The sequence below is a fragment of the Pseudomonas mosselii genome (assembly GCF_005796105.1).
In the GTDB taxonomy this organism is placed as follows: Bacteria; Pseudomonadota; Gammaproteobacteria; order Pseudomonadales; family Pseudomonadaceae; genus Aquipseudomonas; species Aquipseudomonas mosselii_C.
Genome location: NZ_VAUO01000004.1, coordinates 95,038 through 115,606 on the forward strand (window position 1 = coordinate 95,038; position 20,569 = coordinate 115,606).

13 protein-coding genes are annotated in these 20,569 nt (G+C 58.4%); all 13 read right to left on the reverse strand.

The window, feature by feature from the left end; all coding sequences use genetic code 11:
- Nucleotides 1-5: 5 nt before the first annotated feature.
- The 13 genes from FEM01_RS11165 to FEM01_RS11225 all read right to left on the reverse strand — a co-directional run bounded on the left by FEM01_RS11165 (nucleotide 6) and on the right by FEM01_RS11225 (nucleotide 20,438).
- Nucleotides 6-4,205 (reverse strand): D-glucuronyl C5-epimerase family protein, encoded by a 4,200-nt coding sequence (locus FEM01_RS11165; protein ID WP_138219495.1) that lies wholly within the window; start codon nucleotides 4,203-4,205, stop codon nucleotides 6-8.
- Nucleotides 4,192-5,595, reverse strand: coding sequence for a glycosyltransferase (locus FEM01_RS11170; protein ID WP_138219496.1), 1,404 nt, complete (start codon nucleotides 5,593-5,595; stop codon nucleotides 4,192-4,194). Before FEM01_RS11170 ends, FEM01_RS11165 begins: the two co-directional genes overlap by 14 nt.
- The gene (locus FEM01_RS11175) at nucleotides 5,579-7,849 is read right to left on the reverse strand and encodes a class I SAM-dependent methyltransferase (protein WP_171030941.1); all 2,271 of its coding nucleotides are present in this window, start codon (nucleotides 7,847-7,849) and stop codon (nucleotides 5,579-5,581) included. Before FEM01_RS11175 ends, FEM01_RS11170 begins: the two co-directional genes overlap by 17 nt.
- A complete protein-coding gene (locus tag FEM01_RS11180) occupies nucleotides 7,846-9,609 on the reverse strand; it encodes an ABC transporter ATP-binding protein (protein WP_138219498.1) in 1,764 nt (587 codons plus the stop codon). The genes FEM01_RS11175 and FEM01_RS11180 overlap by 4 nt, the downstream gene beginning before the upstream one ends.
- Nucleotides 9,602-10,384, reverse strand: coding sequence for an ABC transporter permease (locus FEM01_RS11185; protein WP_138219499.1), 783 nt, complete (start codon nucleotides 10,382-10,384; stop codon nucleotides 9,602-9,604). Before FEM01_RS11185 ends, FEM01_RS11180 begins: the two co-directional genes overlap by 8 nt.
- 1 nt (nucleotide 10,385) lies before the next feature.
- Nucleotides 10,386-11,477, reverse strand: coding sequence for a non-hydrolyzing UDP-N-acetylglucosamine 2-epimerase (wecB, locus tag FEM01_RS11190; RefSeq protein ID WP_138219500.1), 1,092 nt, complete (start codon nucleotides 11,475-11,477; stop codon nucleotides 10,386-10,388).
- Nucleotides 11,474-12,565 carry a DegT/DnrJ/EryC1/StrS family aminotransferase gene (locus tag FEM01_RS11195; RefSeq protein ID WP_138219501.1) on the reverse strand — a complete coding sequence of 364 codons (1,092 nt, stop codon included), beginning with the start codon at nucleotides 12,563-12,565 and terminating at the stop codon, nucleotides 11,474-11,476. Before FEM01_RS11195 ends, wecB (FEM01_RS11190) begins: the two co-directional genes overlap by 4 nt.
- A 181-nt stretch (nucleotides 12,566-12,746) precedes the next feature.
- On the reverse strand, nucleotides 12,747-14,051 hold the full coding sequence (gene wbpA, locus FEM01_RS11200) for a UDP-N-acetyl-D-glucosamine 6-dehydrogenase (protein ID WP_138219502.1): 1,305 nt from the start codon (nucleotides 14,049-14,051) through the stop codon (nucleotides 12,747-12,749).
- A 182-nt stretch (nucleotides 14,052-14,233) separates the two neighbouring features.
- Entirely contained in the window at nucleotides 14,234-16,231 is a 1,998-nt protein-coding gene (locus FEM01_RS11205) for a polysaccharide biosynthesis protein (protein WP_431188586.1), read from the reverse strand.
- Nucleotides 16,232-16,322: 91 nt separating this feature from the next.
- A complete protein-coding gene (locus FEM01_RS11210; RefSeq protein ID WP_138219503.1) occupies nucleotides 16,323-17,333 on the reverse strand; it encodes an MraY family glycosyltransferase in 1,011 nt (336 codons plus the stop codon).
- A complete protein-coding gene (locus FEM01_RS11215; RefSeq protein ID WP_138219504.1) occupies nucleotides 17,330-18,298 on the reverse strand; it encodes a UDP-glucose 4-epimerase family protein in 969 nt (322 codons plus the stop codon). Before FEM01_RS11215 ends, FEM01_RS11210 begins: the two co-directional genes overlap by 4 nt.
- A gap of 9 nt (nucleotides 18,299-18,307) precedes the next feature.
- On the reverse strand, nucleotides 18,308-19,435 hold the full coding sequence (wecB, locus tag FEM01_RS11220) for a non-hydrolyzing UDP-N-acetylglucosamine 2-epimerase (protein WP_138219505.1): 1,128 nt from the start codon (nucleotides 19,433-19,435) through the stop codon (nucleotides 18,308-18,310).
- Nucleotides 19,428-20,438, reverse strand: coding sequence for a nucleoside-diphosphate sugar epimerase/dehydratase (locus FEM01_RS11225; protein ID WP_138219506.1), 1,011 nt, complete (start codon nucleotides 20,436-20,438; stop codon nucleotides 19,428-19,430). Before FEM01_RS11225 ends, wecB (FEM01_RS11220) begins: the two co-directional genes overlap by 8 nt.
- Between the last annotated feature and the right edge of the window lie 131 nt (nucleotides 20,439-20,569).

Sequence of the window (20,569 nt, forward strand, 5' to 3'; positions counted from 1 at the left end):
CTGATTCATTCAACAAGGGCGTAACTTTGCATTCGCAGGTAACGGTAATCGGGTCCGACATATTCATGTCGCAGCGAAATTGTCTGCTGCTCCGAGTACGCGACGAACGGAATCTTCCATGTTTTAGGTTGGCCATCGGTAAAGTCAAAGACATGACTCACCGTGTGTTCGCCCCCCTTGGCGTCCTTTATCACCGCGATCAAGCGGAACGCTCGATCACTGCCTTTGAGTTCCCCTCCGAGTGCTTGCGCTACAACTTCGAACTGATACCGCTTACCCGGAGTCACCCCCCCCAATGTCCAATCCTGCTGCTGATTGGTGTCGGCAGCACCGATAAAGCTGGCCCCCTGCCATTTCGGCCCAAACTCATTGGCCTCCAACCGGTTCTTCTCGGACAGCGACAACTGCAGCGGGAAGTAGAATGGTCTGTCGGCGCCCAGCACGCCGGCCGGCGCGGCCTTTGTGTAGATATCCTTACCCAGGTACGCTTCGGCACCCGCACGGCTTGATTCATGATGGATATCGACTTCCTCACCTGCCGTGTAGGCGGCCTTCAACGCCTCGAATGACAAGGGGCGCTCGCTCCCCGCACGCGTATAGAAAGCGCCATAGGTTGGGTCATACAACTGCCAGTGGCCATCTACTTTGATCTCAGCTACAGCATGCCCGTCGTTCTTCGGATAGTTCAGAAGACTCACGACCCGCCCTTCCATCCCCTGCGCAGCCGCCAGCGCAAGCAAAGTATTGGTGAACGATCCGCACGCTCCTTTTCGCTCCGCTACCGTGTCGTCGGGCGACAGTGAACGGGCGTAACCGACGCTGAATCCATCGATGTAGTGCATGAACGCCAGGATCTTTTCGTGCTCGGTATGCGCATCCGCCACCAGTTCATGGGACAAGGCCTTGATCTTGAGAGTGACAGGAATGCGGAAGACGCTCAGGGGATTGCGCGGGTCATGTCCATCCAACAGATTCCCATTGACCTCCGCAGAGGCCTGGCGTGGCTGGGTAACGACCTTCGCTGGGGAGGGCTTTTCCGTCGCTTCAGCTTGAACCTCGATCAGCCGCGCCAGCAACCTCGGCTGCCCAACAAACTCAGAAAACTCAAGGCGCACGGCCTCGACGGGTTGCTCACTGGCAAATTTCACTTCGAGGTCTTGCCCAGTTTCAGGCCGCTGAGCCGCCAACTCATGCTGCACCGTCCCATCACCGGCCAATGCCAGCACACGAACATGGCCCGCATAATTGAGTTTGTTTTCCCATTTCAGGTGCAGGGTGCCGCGGCTGACCGCTCGCGCCAGCTTGAGATCGACGAACTCAACAGGCTGATTCTCGACGCCGGCCACGTAGTTGTTGTTGGGATCGCCATCCAACGCATTCTCGAAACCAAACCCATCGTAGGTTTTCGAAGCGCCCATGACGGAAACATCGACCGCGGAAAACGGTGCTTTATAAACAGGCTGGTCAATCACCGTACGCCCAGCCCCCTTGGCCTCAAGGTAGTAACGCTGGCGCTCGGCATACTGATTGAAGAACCAGTCCTTGGTCAGCTTGCCGATGTGCTCAAGCTGATCGACCTCGAACACTTGATAGTCAGCTCCCTTGTACCACCCCATGTCTTGCGGGCGCACTTCGATGACTGCATCTTTCCATTGCTGATCTCCAACAGTCGTAATGACCGCATTTGGCAACGGCGTGAAATCGAGAACATTGCCTTCGTTGATAGACTGCACTTTCACTGCAAAGCGACCCGCCGCGACATCTTTGTAGTGCACCACCAAACGGTGCGGCTGGATGTCGAGGTAATCCGTGAAGGTCTTCTGCGGAAGCTGCATGAGCACGAAGGCGTTATGCCGTGCGCCGCCCTGGACAGCCTCTTTGTGCTGCGCATACCCATTGGCAAAAGCGCGTACCTGTCGCCCATCGGCAACCTGTACCGACGCCCATTCAAGGCCAGTGATGCGGCTACCGCCCACGAACGCTTTCTCACTGCCTACCTCAAGGCTCACTTGCTTGGCAAACTGCGGAGCCTGCAAGGCGATGCGCTCGATCAGCGGCGACGTATCACCTTCAATCCAGTCGATCTGGAAGAGCAGTTCTTTCTTCGGATTGGCGTCATAGCGCATCCAGTACCCTGTGTCGTATTGACCGATGCTGTTCTTGAGCGCTTCGACACCTTGCTGCACAAGGGTATCGCCCAGAGAACTCCTGTCGATGGCAGACACCTGCTTGATCATCGGCAGTGCCGACAGCTGCGCATTGAGCACATGGGTCCGATTGGGCACTTCTTCAAAGAACAGCCCGCCCAGACGCACTTTATGGGCCAGCCCACCGTCCGCCACGTCAACCGCATATGCCTGCAGCGTGGAGTTCAAAAGCGCACGCAGCGCCTGGGCATCAGCCGCTTTCTCCTGGTACACGCTCTGCAGTACCTTCAATACATAGGTTTGAGCGAACGAGGATTGCCAAGGCGATGCTGTCTCCACATCGTTGTAAACGTTGCGGAACTCAAACTTGTACGTGGTGGCATCGCCGACCTTGTATTGGTGGCGAGGATCAAGTAACCACTGCACTGCTGGGGCTTTTTTGACACGTTCCTTATCGATATTGAACTTGCGCAAAATCGTTTGAAGGCCTGCCATCTTGGAGCCTTCGGCCGCCTGAAGGGCCACGATGAACGGGGAGTAAACGGCTTTACCAGTATCGGGGTCACCGTCTTTATCCTTGATGTGCATGAGTAGAACCCCGTTCTTGTCCATGGAGTACCAAGGCAAGATCGGCGTCTGGTCAGGCACCTGCTCTGCCTTGGGCTCGACCGTGGCGTAGCCGGCGCCGGGCAAGGTATTGAGGTACGCACGGCTAATGTCGCGCCAGGCGTCTAAGCGCCCATCGACCTTGGCCAACTGGTCGAGATACTGCGCATGCTTTGCGCCATAGGTCTTACCAACCCAATAGCCCAGATCACGAGGCTGGACCGCAACTTTCCACTGCCGCCATTGAGCAGAGCCGCTGAGCAGCAGCGCCCCGTCACGCAGGGCGCGGAACGAGGTGCTCTGCGGGGAGATGCTGCGCATCTGGATATCGAGATTGCCGGGCTTTTCGTCAAAGTAGTCTACCGTCAGCTCATACCGCTGATCGCGAAGATTGTCCCGCCATTGGCCCGGCAGCTTCAGGTAAAAATAGGTGAATGGCGCAACCATTTGCCCACTGCTGTCAGGCGCCTCCCGGGCGCCCATGACAGGCTGCAAACGCCTGACCGAACGGCTGCCGATCTGCTCGACCTGGCCCCAATCATTACCGGCGATACGATTGTCGCCCTCGGCATCAGTGGTACGCCCGACGTCCAGCACGGACTCGGCACCAGAGAGCGGATCCCTGAGCGTGATCTTGTCAATAGCGACCGTCGGGTTGCTAAAACCGTATGGGTTTGCCAGGCGAAACAGCAATTCGTCCTTTCGCGGATTCAGATCGTAACGTAGCCAATACCCTGCATCGTATCGGGGCAACCAACGCAGCAACGTATCGGTGCCTTTGCTGAACCACTGCTGGTACTGCTTGTCGCCTGTCGCATCGGCCAACGCGTGCAAGGCCAACAAGACCCTCATGTGACCGTTGAGGATGTGCGAGGGGTTGTCAACGGGTTGGGGTATTTCCTCGAACCAGGCATCGTCACCGCGCGCGAACAGAAAGCCGCCCTCGCTGAGCGGGACGAACAATGCCCGAGCGGCCTTGGTCGCCGCTTGCAAGCTGCTCTGGTCACCTGTCTGCTTCCAGTGGACGAGTAACGCCTGGATGCCGGTGGCCTGGGCGAAGGCGCTGCTCCAGGGCGCCTTTATGGCCACATCGTTGTATGTGCTGTCGAAGGTATACGGCCATATCCATAAGCCGTTCTTGTCCTGGACAAGGTTTTCCTTGAGCCAAACGATACTGGCGGCGAAGCGTTGTGGATCCGGCTTGAGACCCAGGCTTGGGTCATAATCTTCAACACCGGCATATGCCAGGGCGTACAACGCCGTCCAGGCAGGATGCGCGACCTTGCCGACACCGTCGATAGAAAGCTGCGGTATGCCTCGGCCATCGGTCATGTGTTGAGCCTGGTCAACATTGGTTTGCTGGGTCTTGGCATCGGCATGCTGGGCTGGCGAAACGAACGTCGCCGTTGCGACCAACAATAGCCCGACGATGCCTCGATTAAAGTGACTCATTGACTACCTCAGACATCGGCAGCGTCGTGGAATGCCCATGCGACCCTGCAAGAAAACGCCCCATGTGCTCAGCGTAGGTCGCGCCCTGCCCCTGCCAGGCCAATGCGACACGACCATTGCGAATATTACCCCGCCACGTTTGCAGATCCTGGGCAGCGAAGGCTGCATCGATAGCGCGGGCGATCTGCCTGGCATTACCCATGACCGCCGAGTAGCCAAACGCATTGGCGCGCACGAACCGGTTGAGTTCGGGGGAGTCATTGGCCAGGATCGGCAAGCCCGCCTGGATGAACTCAAACAGTTTATTCGGTGTGCAGTAGTAAGAGTTGAGGTCTACATGCGGGTACGGAATGATGCCGATATCGGCGGATGCACTGTGCTGCAGCAGTTCGCTCTGGGGCACGGCAGGGAGAAAATGAATGCGGCTTCCCAGCAGTCCGATCTTCTCCGCCCTCTGCTTGAGCAGGTCGCCAAACGGGCCAAAGCCCATCATCACCAGATCGACATCGGCAGTGCTCACGTGGGCCATGGCCTGCACCAAGGTTTCCAGGTTGCGGTGAGGCGCGAACCCTCCCTGGAACAGCAGGATACGTCGCTCTGCCGACAACCCCAGCTTCTCGCGCAGCAGATCGTAATGCCCCTCAGGAGCGAAATCTGCCGGGGGATCGATGGCATTGAGCAAGGTCACTGGCTGGGGTATGGCATAACGACGCGCCATCTCCTCACCGATCGACTCATTCACGGCAAACACCAGATCGGCTTTCTTGATATGCAGCGCCTCGGCACTGGCGCAGATACGCCGCTGCGCGCGCGAGAAGGACTTCTGCTCGGGGTACAACTCATGGGCGTCGTACACCAACGGCACGTTCCACTCGGCCGCGATTTCAGCACCTGCCTGGAGCGCAGGCAGGTCATGGACCTGCACCAGATCGGCGGTGTAGCGGCGCGCGTGCTGAATGAACGCCTGCCTGAATGGCAGCGGATCATGCAGCATACGGTTATGGTAGCGAGCCAACAACAGCACCCTGTAGAGGCTCCAGTTCAAACGACTGGCATGGTTGAAAAAGCGCTGGAACCACCCCGTACGCCGAGGAAAACGGTTGGCGCCCCAGTTCAACAGGTCATTGAGCTTGTGCTGACGGGCCATATACCCGGTGTAGGTAGGGTTTTCTGGAATGATGAAATTCAGACCAATGCGTGTCAGCTGGATACCTTCGGCAGTGGTTTCCTCGCTTGTCTCCCCCTCGAATGACAGCGCGAGGAGCCGCACCGAATGCCCCTGAGAAATCAATGTCGATGCCTGTGCCACCACACGCCGATCCAAATGTTGGTCGTGGCATAGCATTAAAACCTGAGCCATTCGGCTCTCCTCCCTATTGCTTGCCGGCAAGGTTCGTCAGAATCGTTCTGACAGTCCGTCCAAACCGGTTTTCAATGCGCTGGTTGAGCTGGTCCAGACGAGACTGGTAGTCGTCCAGTGCGTTTTTAAGTTGTTGGCGTTGTGTTTCGATACTGGCCAGTTGCAGCGTGGTCTGGCCATTGATGCGCTCCGCGTCTAGTGCGCGGTCGTTGGATTGCCCCAATTGCGCTTGCAGCTCGCTGACGGAAAGCCGCAGCGCATGCGACTCGGCCTGATAGCGTTCTGCAAGCCCATGGGCTTGCTCGATAATGTGCAGATGTTCGGCGTTAAGATTTTGTAACTGCACCAGGGAACGATCGCTGTCGGCATTACGCGCCAGCAGCGCATCCCGCTCTGCGGCGAGATTCTGCAACTGCACGGCCGAGCGGTCAGCTTCCACAGCCCGCAGTATCAAAGCATCGCGCTCGGCCTCGAGATTCTGCAGTCTAACGGCCTGGCGATCGAACTCCAGCGCCCTCTGCAGCAGCGCATCACGTTCGGCGCCGAGGTTCTGCAGTTGGACAGCCTGCTGCTCCAATACTGCCAGCCGCTGTAGCGAATCTTGCCTGTCAGCCTCCAGGTTCTGCACACGCACCGCCTGTTGGTCGCACTGCGCCACGCGCGATAGCAATGCTTCACGCTCCGCGTCCAGATTCTGCACCTGCACGGCGAGTCGATCGGCCTCCCTTGCGCGCAGTAACAAGGCATCCCGCTCAGCCGTAACATTTTGCAGTTGCACCACGACCGCTTGAGCCTTTTGCGATTCTTGCTGGAAAGCGTCTCGCTCGGCGGTGAGGTTTTGCAACTGAACACGCATCTTGTTGATCTCGGCGCCGACCGTAGGGCCATAAACCGTCGAATGGGCGAGCGAGCGCTCGAAACGGGGCTGAATAGCCTTGAGCACATCTGCCGGAGAAGGCCTCACCGGGTTTGCCCTGGTTGCCAATGTCGATGGGTCAAACCACAGGGCATCGGCAACCTGAACGAACACTGCACGCTGAGCATCTTCCAATTGCAGGTAGCCCACATCCTGTCCAGTGGGTGGCGTCAGCCAAAGCGCATCAGGGCCACCCCCCAGGCGCACGCTGGCGTACGGCTCAGTGGCGGGCAACGACGCCAGGATCCCGTAATACCCAGCAACCGGCGCCCGGGGCAGGTCAAGGCTCGTGCGTGCTTGCCCCTCGGCCAGCACACAGCCTTCGAAGAGGCACCCCTCTGCGTCTTCGAGCATCAGGTTCAGCGGCCCGTGGCTTCCCGCAATACGCTCGACGAACAACTGCGGCTGAGCCTCATACAATGGGAACTGTAGGCGCAGACGACCATCGCTGCCCACGACGTGACGGGCCGCTTGGCAATAGGGCTGGAGATTGTCGCTCAATGGTTGATGGCGTAAATCAACGCAGGTTGCCGGTAAAGCATATGATCGAGCCTCGGGAACACCCGGAAGGTCCTGTGCGGTCCCCTCACGCTGGTAAATCACCAGGATTTCACTATGGCTACGGCAATACCTGCGCTCAGCCAGAGCGGGATAGATCAGGTGCGCGAGGGCTTCGGCGATCAGCGACGGTAGCGGCTCGGGTTGCTGAGCAGCATTCCCAGGCGCACCGCAAGCCGGACACAAGGCAGCCTCCCAACCAGACCATTCGCCAAGGGCCCTACGGCGCAGCTGGGTTTCCGGCGCCAACATGGCACTCCAGGGCTCACCGGACAGCACCGTGCAGTGCACACGCCAGCCTTTGGGCGCTCGCCGGTGCAAATCCTCTATGTCGTAGCTGCGCTCATGCCAGTTGACATGGTAGTGATGCCCACAGCTCGAACATTGTGCAGTTGCATCGAGCAACTCCTCGCGAAACGGTACAGCGACCATCACCGCCTTTCTCGCGACACGGAACAGCTCACCCCAGGCAGCCGTTTCCTCGGGTTCAGGCATATGTTCCAACGCGTCGGTACTGATGACTACGTCAAATGCGCTGTCAGCGAATGGCACGCACTGCGCAGAGCCTTTGACGCCTCTGAACGGCAGTCGCGACAGGGCTTGCTCGCTGCTGTCCAGCCCGACCACGACGGAGCCGGTGGCCGCAGCGAGTTGTCCGCTTATTTTGCCGTCACCACAACCTACATCCAGCACTGTTGCGACACTGCCCGGCCAGAAGTCCAAGATGGCCCTCAACAGGTTACGTTGCCCCAGTTGTAGAGGTTGATCCCAAACTTGCGAGTTTCCGTAAAGGCGGATGTCCTGACTCAAGTAATCTGCTCCCATTGCACGGGCTGGTTGACCACGCCAATCTGCACATGGATACCCGGTGGCGGTAGTACCTTGAGGGCATGGCAGCGGTCATGGAGGTCGTATGAGGCTGGTTCGACCGCTGACGCCAGATTAAGCTCCCGAAAGAGTGCAACAGAAACCAGGTAATCGCCTGGCCCCAACATCAGGGGGGCGAAGTCCACGCGAATCCCACCCTTACCTTCCAGGCGAGGGAAATGCGCACCACTCATGCTGGCAATGACCTGCATGACACAAGTCCCATCAGGTCGATAGATCGCCACTACCGGTACCGGATCAATCACCGCCTGGCTCGCCTCGTAAGCGATGACCGCAAAGGCTGACTCCCCGCTAATCAACGTATGCCGACGCTCTGCGTCACCATCGAAGAAGCCAAAACCAGTAATCCTCACCTCGCCACTGCCATAACGATCATCGCTGGCTAACGGTTGCAAATCGGTCAGCAACGTGGAGCGTTCGTGTGCAACCAAGGCACTCCGGTGCAGGTTTAAACGCAGCGAGCACCAGGTATCGCTATCGCTCGCTGGCAATTGTCCAAGCTCTGTGTAACTGGCTCGCTCCGGGTCGTACTGCTCGAGCAACACAACACCCGTAGGGCTGGCCTTGAGTTCTAGCTGCACCCAAGCCTGTTCTGGGATAGTGCCCGGCCAAGCAATCTGTAACGGTGCGTGCTGATAACGCCCGCCGAAGTCACCGAACGCCCAGCGCGCGCCCTCGACACTGTCGTCAACGAAACGCCAGTTCATGAATCGAGGGTCGACGATCAGGCAAGAGCCGCCCGCTTGGGGGCCTTGCAAATCGAACCGACCAAGGACGTTGTCGCCATTGCCATACTGCACGTCACGTACGAGAACAGGCGCGGCCGGCGCAATGCCGTCCTGACCGACAAGGCGCAATAGGCTCGATTGGCTTTCACTCTCCAGCAACGTCGCCACCTGCCCTCGGGTCAACGACATGCTCTTGGCCCTGACCCTACGCTCTTCTTCTGCACGGACGCTGGCCAGGTAGGCTTTGCTCACCGGCAATAGAGGTCCATCCTGCCGGACCTTTCCAGCCTCCAGCCAGACACCACGATCACAGAGCATCTGCACCGAGCTGATGTCATGCGAAACGAACAAGATCGTCGCCCCTTGGCTGGTCAGGTTCTTCATGCGCTGAATGCACTTGCCAAGGAAGTAGGCATCGCCGGCGCCAAGAACTTCATCGATGATCAGGACTTCCGGTGTCATGGTCGTAGCAACGGCGAACGCCAGGCGAGCATACATACCCGCCGAGTATTCCTTTACCGGGCGCTGGAGAAAGCCATCGAGTTCGGTGAATTCGGTGATTTCCTCAATGCATTCGGCCATTCGCGCAGGCGCGATGCCCTGGAAAGCCAGGGCCGAGCGGATATTCTCCAGCCCGCTGAAATCAGGGTGAAAGCCTGTCCCCAGGGTCATCAGCGCCTGAACATTCCCATTCACTCGAATCTGCCCGCTGTCTGCGCGCATTTGGCCAGAGACCAAGCGTAGCAACGTGCTCTTGCCTGCGCCATTGCGCCCGATCAGTGCCACTTTTTCGCCTTTGGCGATGTTCAGATCGATCCCGGTGAGCGCCTGAAAAGTGTCGTAGCGCTTGCGCGAAACCGGCAAGCCCAACGCATCAAGTGCACGCCACCCTGGATGCTGGAAACGCTTGAAGGTCTTGCTGACCCCCTTCAGAGAAATCGCAATATCAGACATGGTCAATGAACAGTGGCTTCAAACGAAGAATGAGCGCACCGCCCAGGCCAAACAGCACCAAGGCGAACAACGCGAATAACCCCAGTTTTTCCCAAGGCACGATATTCTGCATGAGGCAGGCTCGATATAGCTCCATCAGCCAAGCCAACGGATTGAACAATAGAATCGCCTTCAACCCCTGCGGCACCATGTCGGCGGTATAGCCGATTGGCGAGATCATCATCAACATCAGTACCAGAATAGGAACCGATTGTTGCAAGTCGCGGAAGAACACCGTCAACGTCGATGTTATCCATACCAAACCGAGCACCATCATGATCTGTAGCAGGTAGATCAGCGGTAGCAGCAGGTGAGTCCAGCTCAAGCCATGATGGTAAAGCACCGCCCCCCAGAGCATCAGCATGCCGACACCCATGCTGGTGTGACCTATGAACACCTCCCGAGCCACCACAAGTTCGATGGGGAACAACGTGTTCATCAGCAAATCGCGATTGGCGACGATGCTGGTAGTACCAACACCGAAAGCCTCGGAAAACGCCAGAAAGGGTACCAGCCCGGAAAATACCACCAAGATGTAGTCCAAGGTCCCAAGGCCGGGGATGCGTACCTGAAGGATCTGCACGAACACCAGGCTATACAGGCTCAGGAACAACAGCGGGTACAACAGCAGCCACAATGCCCCCAGCGCATTGGCACTGGTGCGTTTCTTCAGCCCCTGGACCACAGTCGAGTAAAGGATCTGGCGGTGCTTCAGCAGGCTCGCGAGGGCATTCATGTCAACCTTCTCTCAGTAACTGCGTAACGATCATGCGGCTGGCGAAACCGTCGCCGTAAGGAGACGCTACGGTGAGTTCCCAGGGTTGTTGCAGCGCCTGGGCAAAGGCCGCGACGATACGCTCGTGACTGGCCCCAACCAGGCGATTGCACCCTAACTCAACGGTTTCCACCCATTCGGTCTCGTCGCGCATGGTAATGCAAGGCACCTGGTAGAAAAACGCCTCTTTTTGCACGCCGCCCGAGTCGGTCAGAATGACGCTGGCCGCCTGCTCCAGAGCGACCATGTCGAGAAATGCCAGCGGCTCGGTAACTGTCAGCTTTTCCAGATAGCGCTCCAGACCGTAGTCGGCAATCAGTTTGCGTGTGCGAGGATGCAGAGGCAGGATCACCGGCAACTCGGCGGCGATGTGCGAGAGCGCACTGAGGATACCGGTCAAGCGCTCAGGCGAGTCGGTGTTCTCCGCCCGATGGCAAGTGGCCAAGGCAAAGCCACCTGCTTTGACCGCCAGACGCTGCAGCACCTGGCTTTCCCGGCGAGCGCGGTCGCGGTAGTAGAGAGCCACGTCGTACATCACGTCACCGACATTATGCACGCCCTCTACTACCCCTTCACCGGCAAGGTTACGCACCGCGACCTGTGTCGGGCACAGCAACAGTGTCGAGACGCGGTCCGCAAGAATACGATTGACCTCTTCCGGCATGCGCATGTTGAACGAGCGAAGCCCAGCCTCGACATGCGCCACCGGTATGTGCAGCTTGGAGGCCGCCAACGCGCCAGCCAGCGTGGAGTTGGTGTCGCCGTAGATCAGCACCCAATCCGGCTTCTCCTCCATCAGGATTTTCTCGATGCCTTCGAGCATTCGTCCGGTCATTTCACCATGACTACCCCCGGAAACTTCCAAGTTGTAGCGCGGCGCCGGAATCTCCAACTCGTCAAAGAACACCTGCGACATGTTCGGGTCGTAGTGCTGCCCGGTATGCACCATGACTTCCTGGATTTGGTCAGGGTGCCTGAGTATTTCCCGGGAAACAGCCGCAGCCTTGATGAATTGCGGTCGAGCACCGACGATTGTGACAACTTTGCAGGTCATGCGCTAAGGCTTCCTTTCAAGGCATTGACGATATGGCGCTGAGATGGCTCATCGAGATAGGGGTGCATAGGCAGGCTCATCACACGCTCGGCGATTTCATCACCGATCGGCAAAATAGCCTGTTCGTCGCGCACCGCCGGCTGGCGGTTCAGCGGAATGGGGTAATGAACGGCGGTCGGAACACCGGCTTGACTCATACGCGCCTGCACAGCGTCGCGTGCATCAACCTGCACCGTGTATTGGGCCCAAGCGCTGTCGTTGTCTGCCTCGACGTACGGGGCACGGATCCCAGCTTGGGACAACAGGTGTGCATAACGCGCTGCCACCGCATCACGTTGGGCAAGCTCCTGCTCGAAGATATCCAGCTTCGCCAGCAATACAGCCGCCTGCAGGGTGTCCAGGCGGCTGTTTACGCCCACGCGGACATGGTGATAACGGCGGTCTTGCCCATGCCGGGCAATCTGCCGCAGCACCTTTGCCATGTGCTCATCATTGGTGAAAATCGCCCCACCATCGCCATAGCAGCCCAATGGTTTGCTCGGGAAAAAGCTGGTGCAGGCAATATCAGACAAGTTGCAAGATCGCTTTCCTTTGTATCGAGCACCGAAACTCTGTGCGGCATCCTCAATCACCGCGATACCATGCTTGGCCGCAATGGCGTTGATCGCATCGAAGTCGGCGCACTGGCCATACAAAGAAACCGCGATGATGGCCCTCGTCCGTGGTGTGATGGCGGCTTCGAGCTTCGCAGCGTCCAGGTTGTAGGTCAGTGGATCGACATCCACGTAAACCGGTTTCGCCCCCAACAACGCAACCGTCTCGGCGGTAGCAATGTAGGTGAAGCCCGGCGTGATGACTTCGTCCCCGGGGCCGATGCCCAGTGCCATCTGCGCAATCTGTAGCGCGTCTGTACCGTTGGCGACTGAAATGCAGTGCGCCGCACCTGTGAAGGCCGCCAGACGCTCTTCGAGCACTGTGACTTCTGGGCCCAGAATATAGTTGCCATGGGCAAGCACCTGGGCAATGCCCGCATCTATGCGGTCCTTGATCAGCTTTTGCTGAGCGTTGAGGTCGATGAAAGCTATCATTGCTGCCGCTCCTTGCTGACGACATTGCGCACCGTGGAAACCAGAACCACGCCCTTCGCCCCAGATGGGTATCATCCAACAGGCTCCGGCTATAGCGAGCATCTTCGATACAGTAACACTGGCCGGCGCGTGATTTTCGAGGGTTGTGTGCCGAAAACGGCACACAGACGACACGATACGGTCAGGCCTTTATCACGTTCTTGGTTGGAGCACGGTATTTGCCACGACTGTCCACTAGCAAGCGGGCATGTGTTTGGATGAGCGCATAATCGAACCGGTCATGATCGGTCGCGAGAATGACGGCATCGAATGAGGCGAGGTTTTCCGCGGTGAGCGGTTCGCTATCCAAGGTAAAGTGATGCTCGCGCATGGGGGGGAATTGCGGAACATGAGGATCGCTGTAAGCCACGATACCGCCCTTGGCTTCGATCAACTCCATGATTTCCACGGATGGGGACTCACGCATGTCATCCACGTTTTTCTTGTACGCGATCCCCAGCACCAATACACGACTACCCTTGAGCGGCTTTGCGTGATCGTTCAAACCATCGATCAGTTTACCAACCACGTACGCCGGCATCGCCTGGTTGATCTCGCCTGATAGCTCGATGAATCGAGTGTGCAACCCATATTCACGCGCTTTCCAGGTCAGATAGAACGGATCAATCGGAATGCAATGGCCACCCAGCCCAGGGCCTGGGTAATAGGCAGTGAAACCGAACGGTTTGGTTGCAGCGGCATCGACCACCTCGAAAATGTCGATCCCCATACGGTCAGCGACGACTTTCATTTCGTTGACCAAGCCAATGTTCACCGCGCGATGGATGTTTTCGAGCAGCTTGGTCATTTCGGCGGCTTTGGTGGAACTGACCGGGACTACCTTGTCGATGGCCTGCTCGTACAACGCTATACCGGCCTCAAGGCAACGCGGCGTGTGACCACCAATTACCTTGGGAATGGTACGCGTTTCAAAATTAGGATTGCCTGGATCTTCACGCTCAGGGGAATACACCAGGAAGATATCTTCGCCCACCGTCAAACCGCGCTCCTGCACACGTGGCAGCAGCTCTTCCTCGGTAGTGCCTGGGTACGTGGTGCTTTCCAAGGACACCACATGCCCTTCACGCAAGTAGGGTTTAAGGGCATCCACAGTGTTGATCACGAAGCTCATGTCTGGCTCGCGATACTTGTTCAGCGGCGTGGGCACGCAAAGGATCAGCGCATCGCACTGCGCCGCCCTACTGAAATCAACGGTGGCCGAGAAACCCGACTCGCGGGCGCTGGCGATGGAATCCGAAGGAATGTGCTCGATGTAGCTGTGCCCCATGTTGAGCTTGTCGACTTTGACAGTATCTATGTCAATGCCCAGCACACGGTAGCCGATGGCGTTGTAGCGAAGCATCAGGGGCAAACCCACGTAGCCAAGCCCAACGATCCCGATGACCGCTTCCCTGCTTTTGAACTTACTTACAACCGCTACCGACATCTGAAAATTCCGTTACATGAAGATCATGGGCGCAAAAGTGAACAAAATTTTATCTTATCGACAGCGCGAACTCCACCCTCCTCACAAGGGCATGCCCGCTTGCCGGCCCCAAGCTGGCCGCCCGTCCCGACAAAGCGAGCGTGAACGCCTCGCCATACCCGAAGCCAGCGCACGAGCGACATTCAGTCTCCCTGGCAACGTTGCTGATAGATCAAATCGACGATTTCTCCGTCCGGCGTATAGCCGCTCACCATCTCACGCAGCAACTGCCGCGCCCGAACGTAATCGTCTTCCTGGACCGAGGCCAACAACAGCACCAAGCGCTCCTTGAGCACCTCCCAAGCCAACAGGTCCTCTTGCGCACTCATGATCATCGGGTGTTGGGTCGACTCGACGTTATCGCCGATCAATAACTCCTCATAGAGCTTTTCGCCTGGGCGAAGACCCGTGAATTCGATAGCGATATCACCTGAAGGGTTGCGCTCACTGCGAACACTCAATCCAGACAGGTGAATCATTTTCTCCGCCAGCTCGACGATTTTGACCGGCTCGCCCATGTCCAGCACGAACACATCGCCGCCCAGCCCCATCGAGCCGGCCTGAATCACCAACTGCGCAGCCTCGGGTATGGTCATGAAGTAGCGGGTGATTTTCGGATGGGTCACGGTGAGCGGACCACCGGCCTTGATCTGCTGACGAAACAGCGGGATGACCGAACCAGAAGACCCCAGCACGTTCCCAAATCGCACCATGGTGAAACGGGTAGCGTTGACGTGCGGGACCTTGTGACTATCGCCCAGCAGCACTGGCGAACTCTCACGGCTGAGGGCCTGAAGCACCATCTCGGCCAAGCGCTTGGTACTGCCCATCACATTCGTAGGGCGCACCGCCTTGTCGGTGGAGATGAGCACGAAATTGGCGACCCCAGCTTGCAAGGCCGACTGCGCAGCGTTGAGAGTACCCATCACATTGTTGAGCACACCTTCTGCAATGTTGTGCTCGACCATGGGAACATGCTTGTAGGCTGCGGCGTGGTAGACGGTTTCGACACGCCAGGTATTCATCACGTGCAACAGCTTGGCGGCGTCACGTACCGACCCGAGAATCGGCAGCAAACGCAGGTTCATCGACTCGCGTCGGCAGCGCTCTTCAAGTTCACCCATAATACTGTACAGGTTGAACTCACTGTGTTCGAACAACAGTAAAGTGGTCGGCCCCAATCCCATGATCTGGCGGCACAACTCCGAGCCGATCGACCCGCCCGCGCCGGTGACCATGACCACCTTGCCGGTGATGCAGCGCTGCAACAGGCCAGCCTCTGGCGGCACGGCGTCGCGCCCAAGCAGGTCTGCGATATCGACCTCCTGGATGTCATCCACCTTGACCACACCACTGGCCAGGTCCATCAGGCCTGGCACGCTGCGCACATGCAGCGGGAAGCCTTCCAGGTAGGCCAGGATCTCACGGCGGCGAACCCGACTGGCCGACGGAATGGCCATGAGAATCTCCTGGGCGCCCGTCGACTCGATCATGTGCTCGAGCCTTCTCGGCTTGAACACCTGCAAACCGGAGATCACTCGCCCCGCAATGTCTGGATCATCGTCAATGAAGGCCACCGGCCGCATCGAACGCCCCATACGCAACGCGGCCAGCAATTGATTGCCTGCCGCACCTGCCCCGTAGATCGCCACTTTAGTCAAATGGTCATCTTTGCTGGTGAACGGAACATGCTGGGCCGCAGCGAACCAATCCCCCAGGAAATACTGACGCATCAGCAGGCGCAGGCCGCCCAGCATCACCAGACTCAGCCACCAGTAATTGAAGACGATCGAGCGCGGCACCAGGGTCGCGTGATTGCTGTACCAGTAGACGATCAACGCCAACAGCAGGGAGGACAGCCCGACCGCCTTGAAGATGACCATCAGCGCATCATTGCCGAAATAGCGCATTACCGCCCGATACATACCGAAACGGATGAAGATCGGGATGGCGATCACCGGCGCGGCTAAAAATAGCCAAGGGTGGTGTATCAGCGGATTACCGGCGTCGTCCAGCCCGAGTCGAACCACAAATGCCATCCATAACGCCACCCAGACCAACACTAGGTCGGTGACCACTTGTAGTGCGCGCTTTTGGCGGCGCGGCAGGCCTAGCAGGCCGCTTCTCAATTTTTCGATCATCAGACTTGGTTCCGCCTCCGCGTCCCGCGGATATGACGTTAACTCCAGAAAACCAGGCTTGTAACGACGTGCAGCTCAGCGCCGCACCCCCTCAAGACTCGCGCTCGCCCGCGCGGTAGAACAGCGCCAGGACCAGCAATGGCAGGTAGGCAATCAGCAGGCCCAGCAGACCGTCGACACGCTGCAACACCACGGCAGTTGCAATCGGCAACAGCCAGAACAGGTTGATCACCAGCACGCCCAAGGTCACCGGCAGATGCCGCCTGTGGCGCCGCGAGGCGAACTGGTAGGCATGACTGCGGTGCGCCTCGTAAACCTTGTCACCGCGCAGCAGGCGCCGCAACAACGTGTACGTGGCGTCCACCACGAACACGCCGAGCAGTATCAACCACGCCCACAACAATGCGCTCGACTGCCAGGCAGCGATGAGCGTCAACACGCCGAGCACCATACCGAGGAAACCGCTGCCCGCATCGCCCATGAAAATACGCGCAGGCGGGAAATTCCAGAACAGGAAGCCAACCACGGCACCTGCCAGCAGCAACGGCGCCCAGATCAACGTGAACGCCCCCGACAGCCAGTACAACAAGCAGGCCCCCAGACAGGCTGTAATCGCCTCTACACTGGCGATACCGTCGATGCCGTCCATGAAGTTATACAGATTGAGCATCCAGACCAGGTACAAGGCAGCCAGAACATGGCCGAGCCAACCCAGCGAAACAGTGCTGCCAAAGACCTGCAACGGGGGTAAACCACCGATCCAAGCCAGCGCCCAGCCTGCGGCAAAAAAGTGCCCAAGCAAGCGCCAGCGTGCGGCTATGTGGCCATGGTCATCCATGAAACCGATGATCGCCACCAATAACCCCGACCCAAACAGCGCCATCAGCGCCGCATTGTCGAGCAAACCCGCCCACACCAACAGCGGCTGCACCAACAGGAATGCGACCACGATCGCCACCCCACCGCCGCGCGGCGTAGGCAGCGTATGCGAGCTGCGTGCATTGGGAATGTCGATGATGCTGCGGGCCAGCGCATAACGACGCAACAGCGCTGTCATCGCCAACGAAAAGACCACGACAAGAGGAAACAACCAGTAGATCATTTGCGAACAGAATCCTGAAAGTGTCGGGCAGTAGCCGCCAGCGCGGCATCAACGCTGACCGGAGGTACCCAGCCCAGCAGTTGGCGGGTTTTATCGATATTCACCACCAGCGAACCACACAGGCGCTGCGAGAGCGCCTTGCGCCCCACGCAAGTCGCTCCCAAACGCAGCAACCAGGCAGGAACGGGCAGCAGACAGGCACGCTTTCCCAGCGCAGCGGCCATGCGCTGTAACAGTTGGGTGGTCGACAGATCCTCACCGTCGCTGGCCAGGAACACTTGATTGGCCGCTGCCGGGTGCGCCAGGCACGTCACCACCAGATCCACCAGATTGTCCAGGGCGACCAGACTTCTGCGGTTATCGATGGCCCCGAACGGCAACGCCACGCCTCGATCGAGCCAACGCATCATCGACAGGAAGTTGGCTTTCACACCGGGCCCGTAGACCAGTACCGGGCGAACGATCACCACTTCGATCAAACCTTCGGCGGCCAACTGCAACAACTGCTGTTCGGCCTCATGCTTGGAGACTCCGTAAGGATCTCGTGGCGCTGGCACATCGTCAGCACGGTACGCACCGCCCGGAGCGGTTTCCTCACCATTGACCTTGATCGAGCTTATGAAAACGAAGCGTCGCACGCCGGCGGCGGCTGCCTGACGCGCAAGGTTGAGGGTACCGCCGACGTTGACTTGGCGAAATGCCGCAAGCGGATCCTTCTCGGTATCGTTCATTACATGCACGCGCGCAGCCGAATGGACGACCACGTCGACCCCAGACAATGCTGCCTGCCAGCCATCGCTTACAGCAAAATCCTGGCATACCACCGTCTGCGCAGCAGCCGGTACGCTCGCCGCAGCACTGCGCACGGCACACACCAGCGCGCAATCGCCATCAGCCAACAAACGCCGGGCAAGTGCCGAACCGACAAAGCCGGTCGCGCCGGTGAGAAAAACCCGCCGAGCCATACCCGCCACTCAGGCTTTACGCCAGACAGTACGATTGATGTAGTCGGTATAGCTGAGCACCACCCGCACTACCTGCTGCGAAACCGGGCCGCCTTCATAGTCCGGGACCACAGGAATCTGCCGCTGACCTGCCTGGTGCTGGCTGGTGATCACCTTCACTGCGCCCAGCACCGAATCGGCCTTCAACCCACTCATGATCAACGTGCCCTCATCCATGCCCTCTGGACGCTCATGGGCGTTGCGCAGCGTTACCGCCGGCAGGTTGAGCAGCGAAGCCTCTTCGGTGATGGTGCCGCTGTCAGAAAGTACGCAGAATGCCGACATCTGCAACTTGATGTAATCCAGCAAACCGAATGGTTTGACGAATCGAATCAAGGGGTGGTCGAGGTTCTCACCGAGGCTTTCCAGGCGCTTGCGCGTGCGCGGATGCGTCGAGACGATGACCGGGTAACCATACTGCTCTACCAGGGCACGCAAGGTTGCCAGCAAGTCACGCAGGTTATCCGGGCTATCGACGTTCTCTTCGCGGTGCGCGCTGACGATGAAGAACTTGCCCGCTTCCAGACCACTACGTACCAGAACGTCAGACGCCTCGATCTTGGGCATGTAGTAGTCGAGCACTTCATGCATGTGCGAGCCGGTCTTGATGATGGTTTCCGGGCGGATACCCTCGGCGATCAGATAACGGCGGGCATGCTCGGTCAACACCATGTTGATGTCAGACAGGTGGTCAAGGACCTTGCGATTGAGCTCTTCCGGCACCCGCTGATCGAAGCAACGGTTGCCCGCCTCCATGTGGAACACCGGGATCTTGCGGCGCTTGGCCGCGATCACCGCAAGACAAGTATTGGTGTCACCGTACAGTAGCAGGGCGTCGGGCTGCTCCAGCTCGAACACCGCGTCGGCCTTGGCAATCACTTCGGCGATGGTCTGAGCCGCGGTTTCACCGGCAGCGCCCAGGAAGTGGTCGGGCTTGCGGATTTCCAGATCGTCGAAGAACACCTGGTTCAATTCGAAATCGTAGTTTTGCCCCGAGTGTACCAGCACGTGATTGACCTGACGGTCGAGTTCGGCAATCACTCGGCTCATCTTGATGAGTTCGGGGCGAGTGCCGACCAGCGTCATGACCTTAAGCATTCAGTTGCTCCTTGATGTAGTCCAGCTTCAGCAGCAACTGCTTGACGCCTTCGACGTCCAGGCGCTCGGTATTGTGCGATGTGTAGTCTTCCAGCTCGGAGATCTTCTCCTCGCCTTCGACGAAGTACTTCTTGTAGTTGAGGTCGCGATTGTCGGCGGGGATGCGGTAGTAGCGTCCCATGTCCTCGGCCTTAGCCATCTCCTCGCGGGAAACCAGGGACTCGTAAAGCTTTTCACCATGACGCGTGCCGATCACGCGCAGCGCGCTGTCGCTGGTGAACAGCTCCTTCAGCGCCTGCGCAAGATCACCGACCGTCGAGGCCGGCGCTTTCTGCACGAACAAGTCGCCCTGCTGGCCGTGCTCGAAGGCGTGCAGCACCAGGTCGACAGAGTCTTCCAGCGACATCAGGAAACGGGTCATGGCAGGATCGGTAAGGGTCAACGGCTCACCGCTGCGCATCTGCTCGATGAACAACGGAATCACCGAGCCACGCGAGGCCATCACATTGCCGTAACGGGTTGAGCACACCACCGTGCCGCCCTGCGGGATCATCCGCGACTTAGCCACCACGAGTTTCTCGGCCATGGCTTTGGAGATGCCCATGGCATTGATCGGATACACCGCCTTGTCGGTAGACAGCACCACGACCCGCTGCACACCGCAGGCGATCGCAGCGTTTAGCACATTTTCAGTGCCGATGACGTTGGTGCGCACGGCCTCCATCGGGTAGAACTCGCAGGAGGGTACCTGCTTGAGCGCCGCGGCGTGGAAGATATAGTCGACGCCAACCATCGCCTGCTTCAGGCTGTCACTGTCACGGACATCACCGATGTAGAACTTGACCTTGTCATTGGCCAGGGCGATACGCATGTCTTCCTGCTTTTTCTCGTCTCGGGAGAAAATGCGGATTTCACGCACATTGGTATCGAGAAAGCGCCGCAACACCGTATGGCCGAAGGAGCCGGTGCCTCCGGTGATCATCAATACCTTGTCATCGAACATAAAACCTTCCCAACTGGTGCGTGCAACCGTCGCGGTGCACGGAATGAAATGAACGCATGTCGATTTTGATGCCAGACATGCCCAGGGCGTCACCCAGGCTTGAACAAAGCCTTGCACACCAACCGAACGGA

Coding starts and splice junctions, on each gene's coding strand:
- FEM01_RS11165 (WP_138219495.1), bottom strand. CDS start 4,205: ATGAGTCACTTTAATCGAGGCATCGTCGGGCTATTGTTGGTCGCAACG.
- FEM01_RS11180 (WP_138219498.1), bottom strand. CDS start 9,609: ATGTCTGATATTGCGATTTCTCTGAAGGGGGTCAGCAAGACCTTCAAG.
- FEM01_RS11185 (WP_138219499.1), bottom strand. CDS start 10,384: ATGAATGCCCTCGCGAGCCTGCTGAAGCACCGCCAGATCCTTTACTCG.
- wecB (WP_138219500.1), bottom strand. CDS start 11,477: ATGACCTGCAAAGTTGTCACAATCGTCGGTGCTCGACCGCAATTCATC.
- FEM01_RS11195 (WP_138219501.1), bottom strand. CDS start 12,565: ATGATAGCTTTCATCGACCTCAACGCTCAGCAAAAGCTGATCAAGGAC.
- wbpA (WP_138219502.1), bottom strand. CDS start 14,051: ATGTCGGTAGCGGTTGTAAGTAAGTTCAAAAGCAGGGAAGCGGTCATC.
- FEM01_RS11205 (WP_431188586.1), bottom strand. CDS start 16,231: ATGATCGAAAAATTGAGAAGCGGCCTGCTAGGCCTGCCGCGCCGCCAA.
- FEM01_RS11210 (WP_138219503.1), bottom strand. CDS start 17,333: ATGATCTACTGGTTGTTTCCTCTTGTCGTGGTCTTTTCGTTGGCGATG.
- FEM01_RS11215 (WP_138219504.1), bottom strand. CDS start 18,298: ATGGCTCGGCGGGTTTTTCTCACCGGCGCGACCGGCTTTGTCGGTTCG.
- wecB (WP_138219505.1), bottom strand. CDS start 19,435: ATGCTTAAGGTCATGACGCTGGTCGGCACTCGCCCCGAACTCATCAAG.
- FEM01_RS11225 (WP_138219506.1), bottom strand. CDS start 20,438: ATGTTCGATGACAAGGTATTGATGATCACCGGAGGCACCGGCTCCTTC.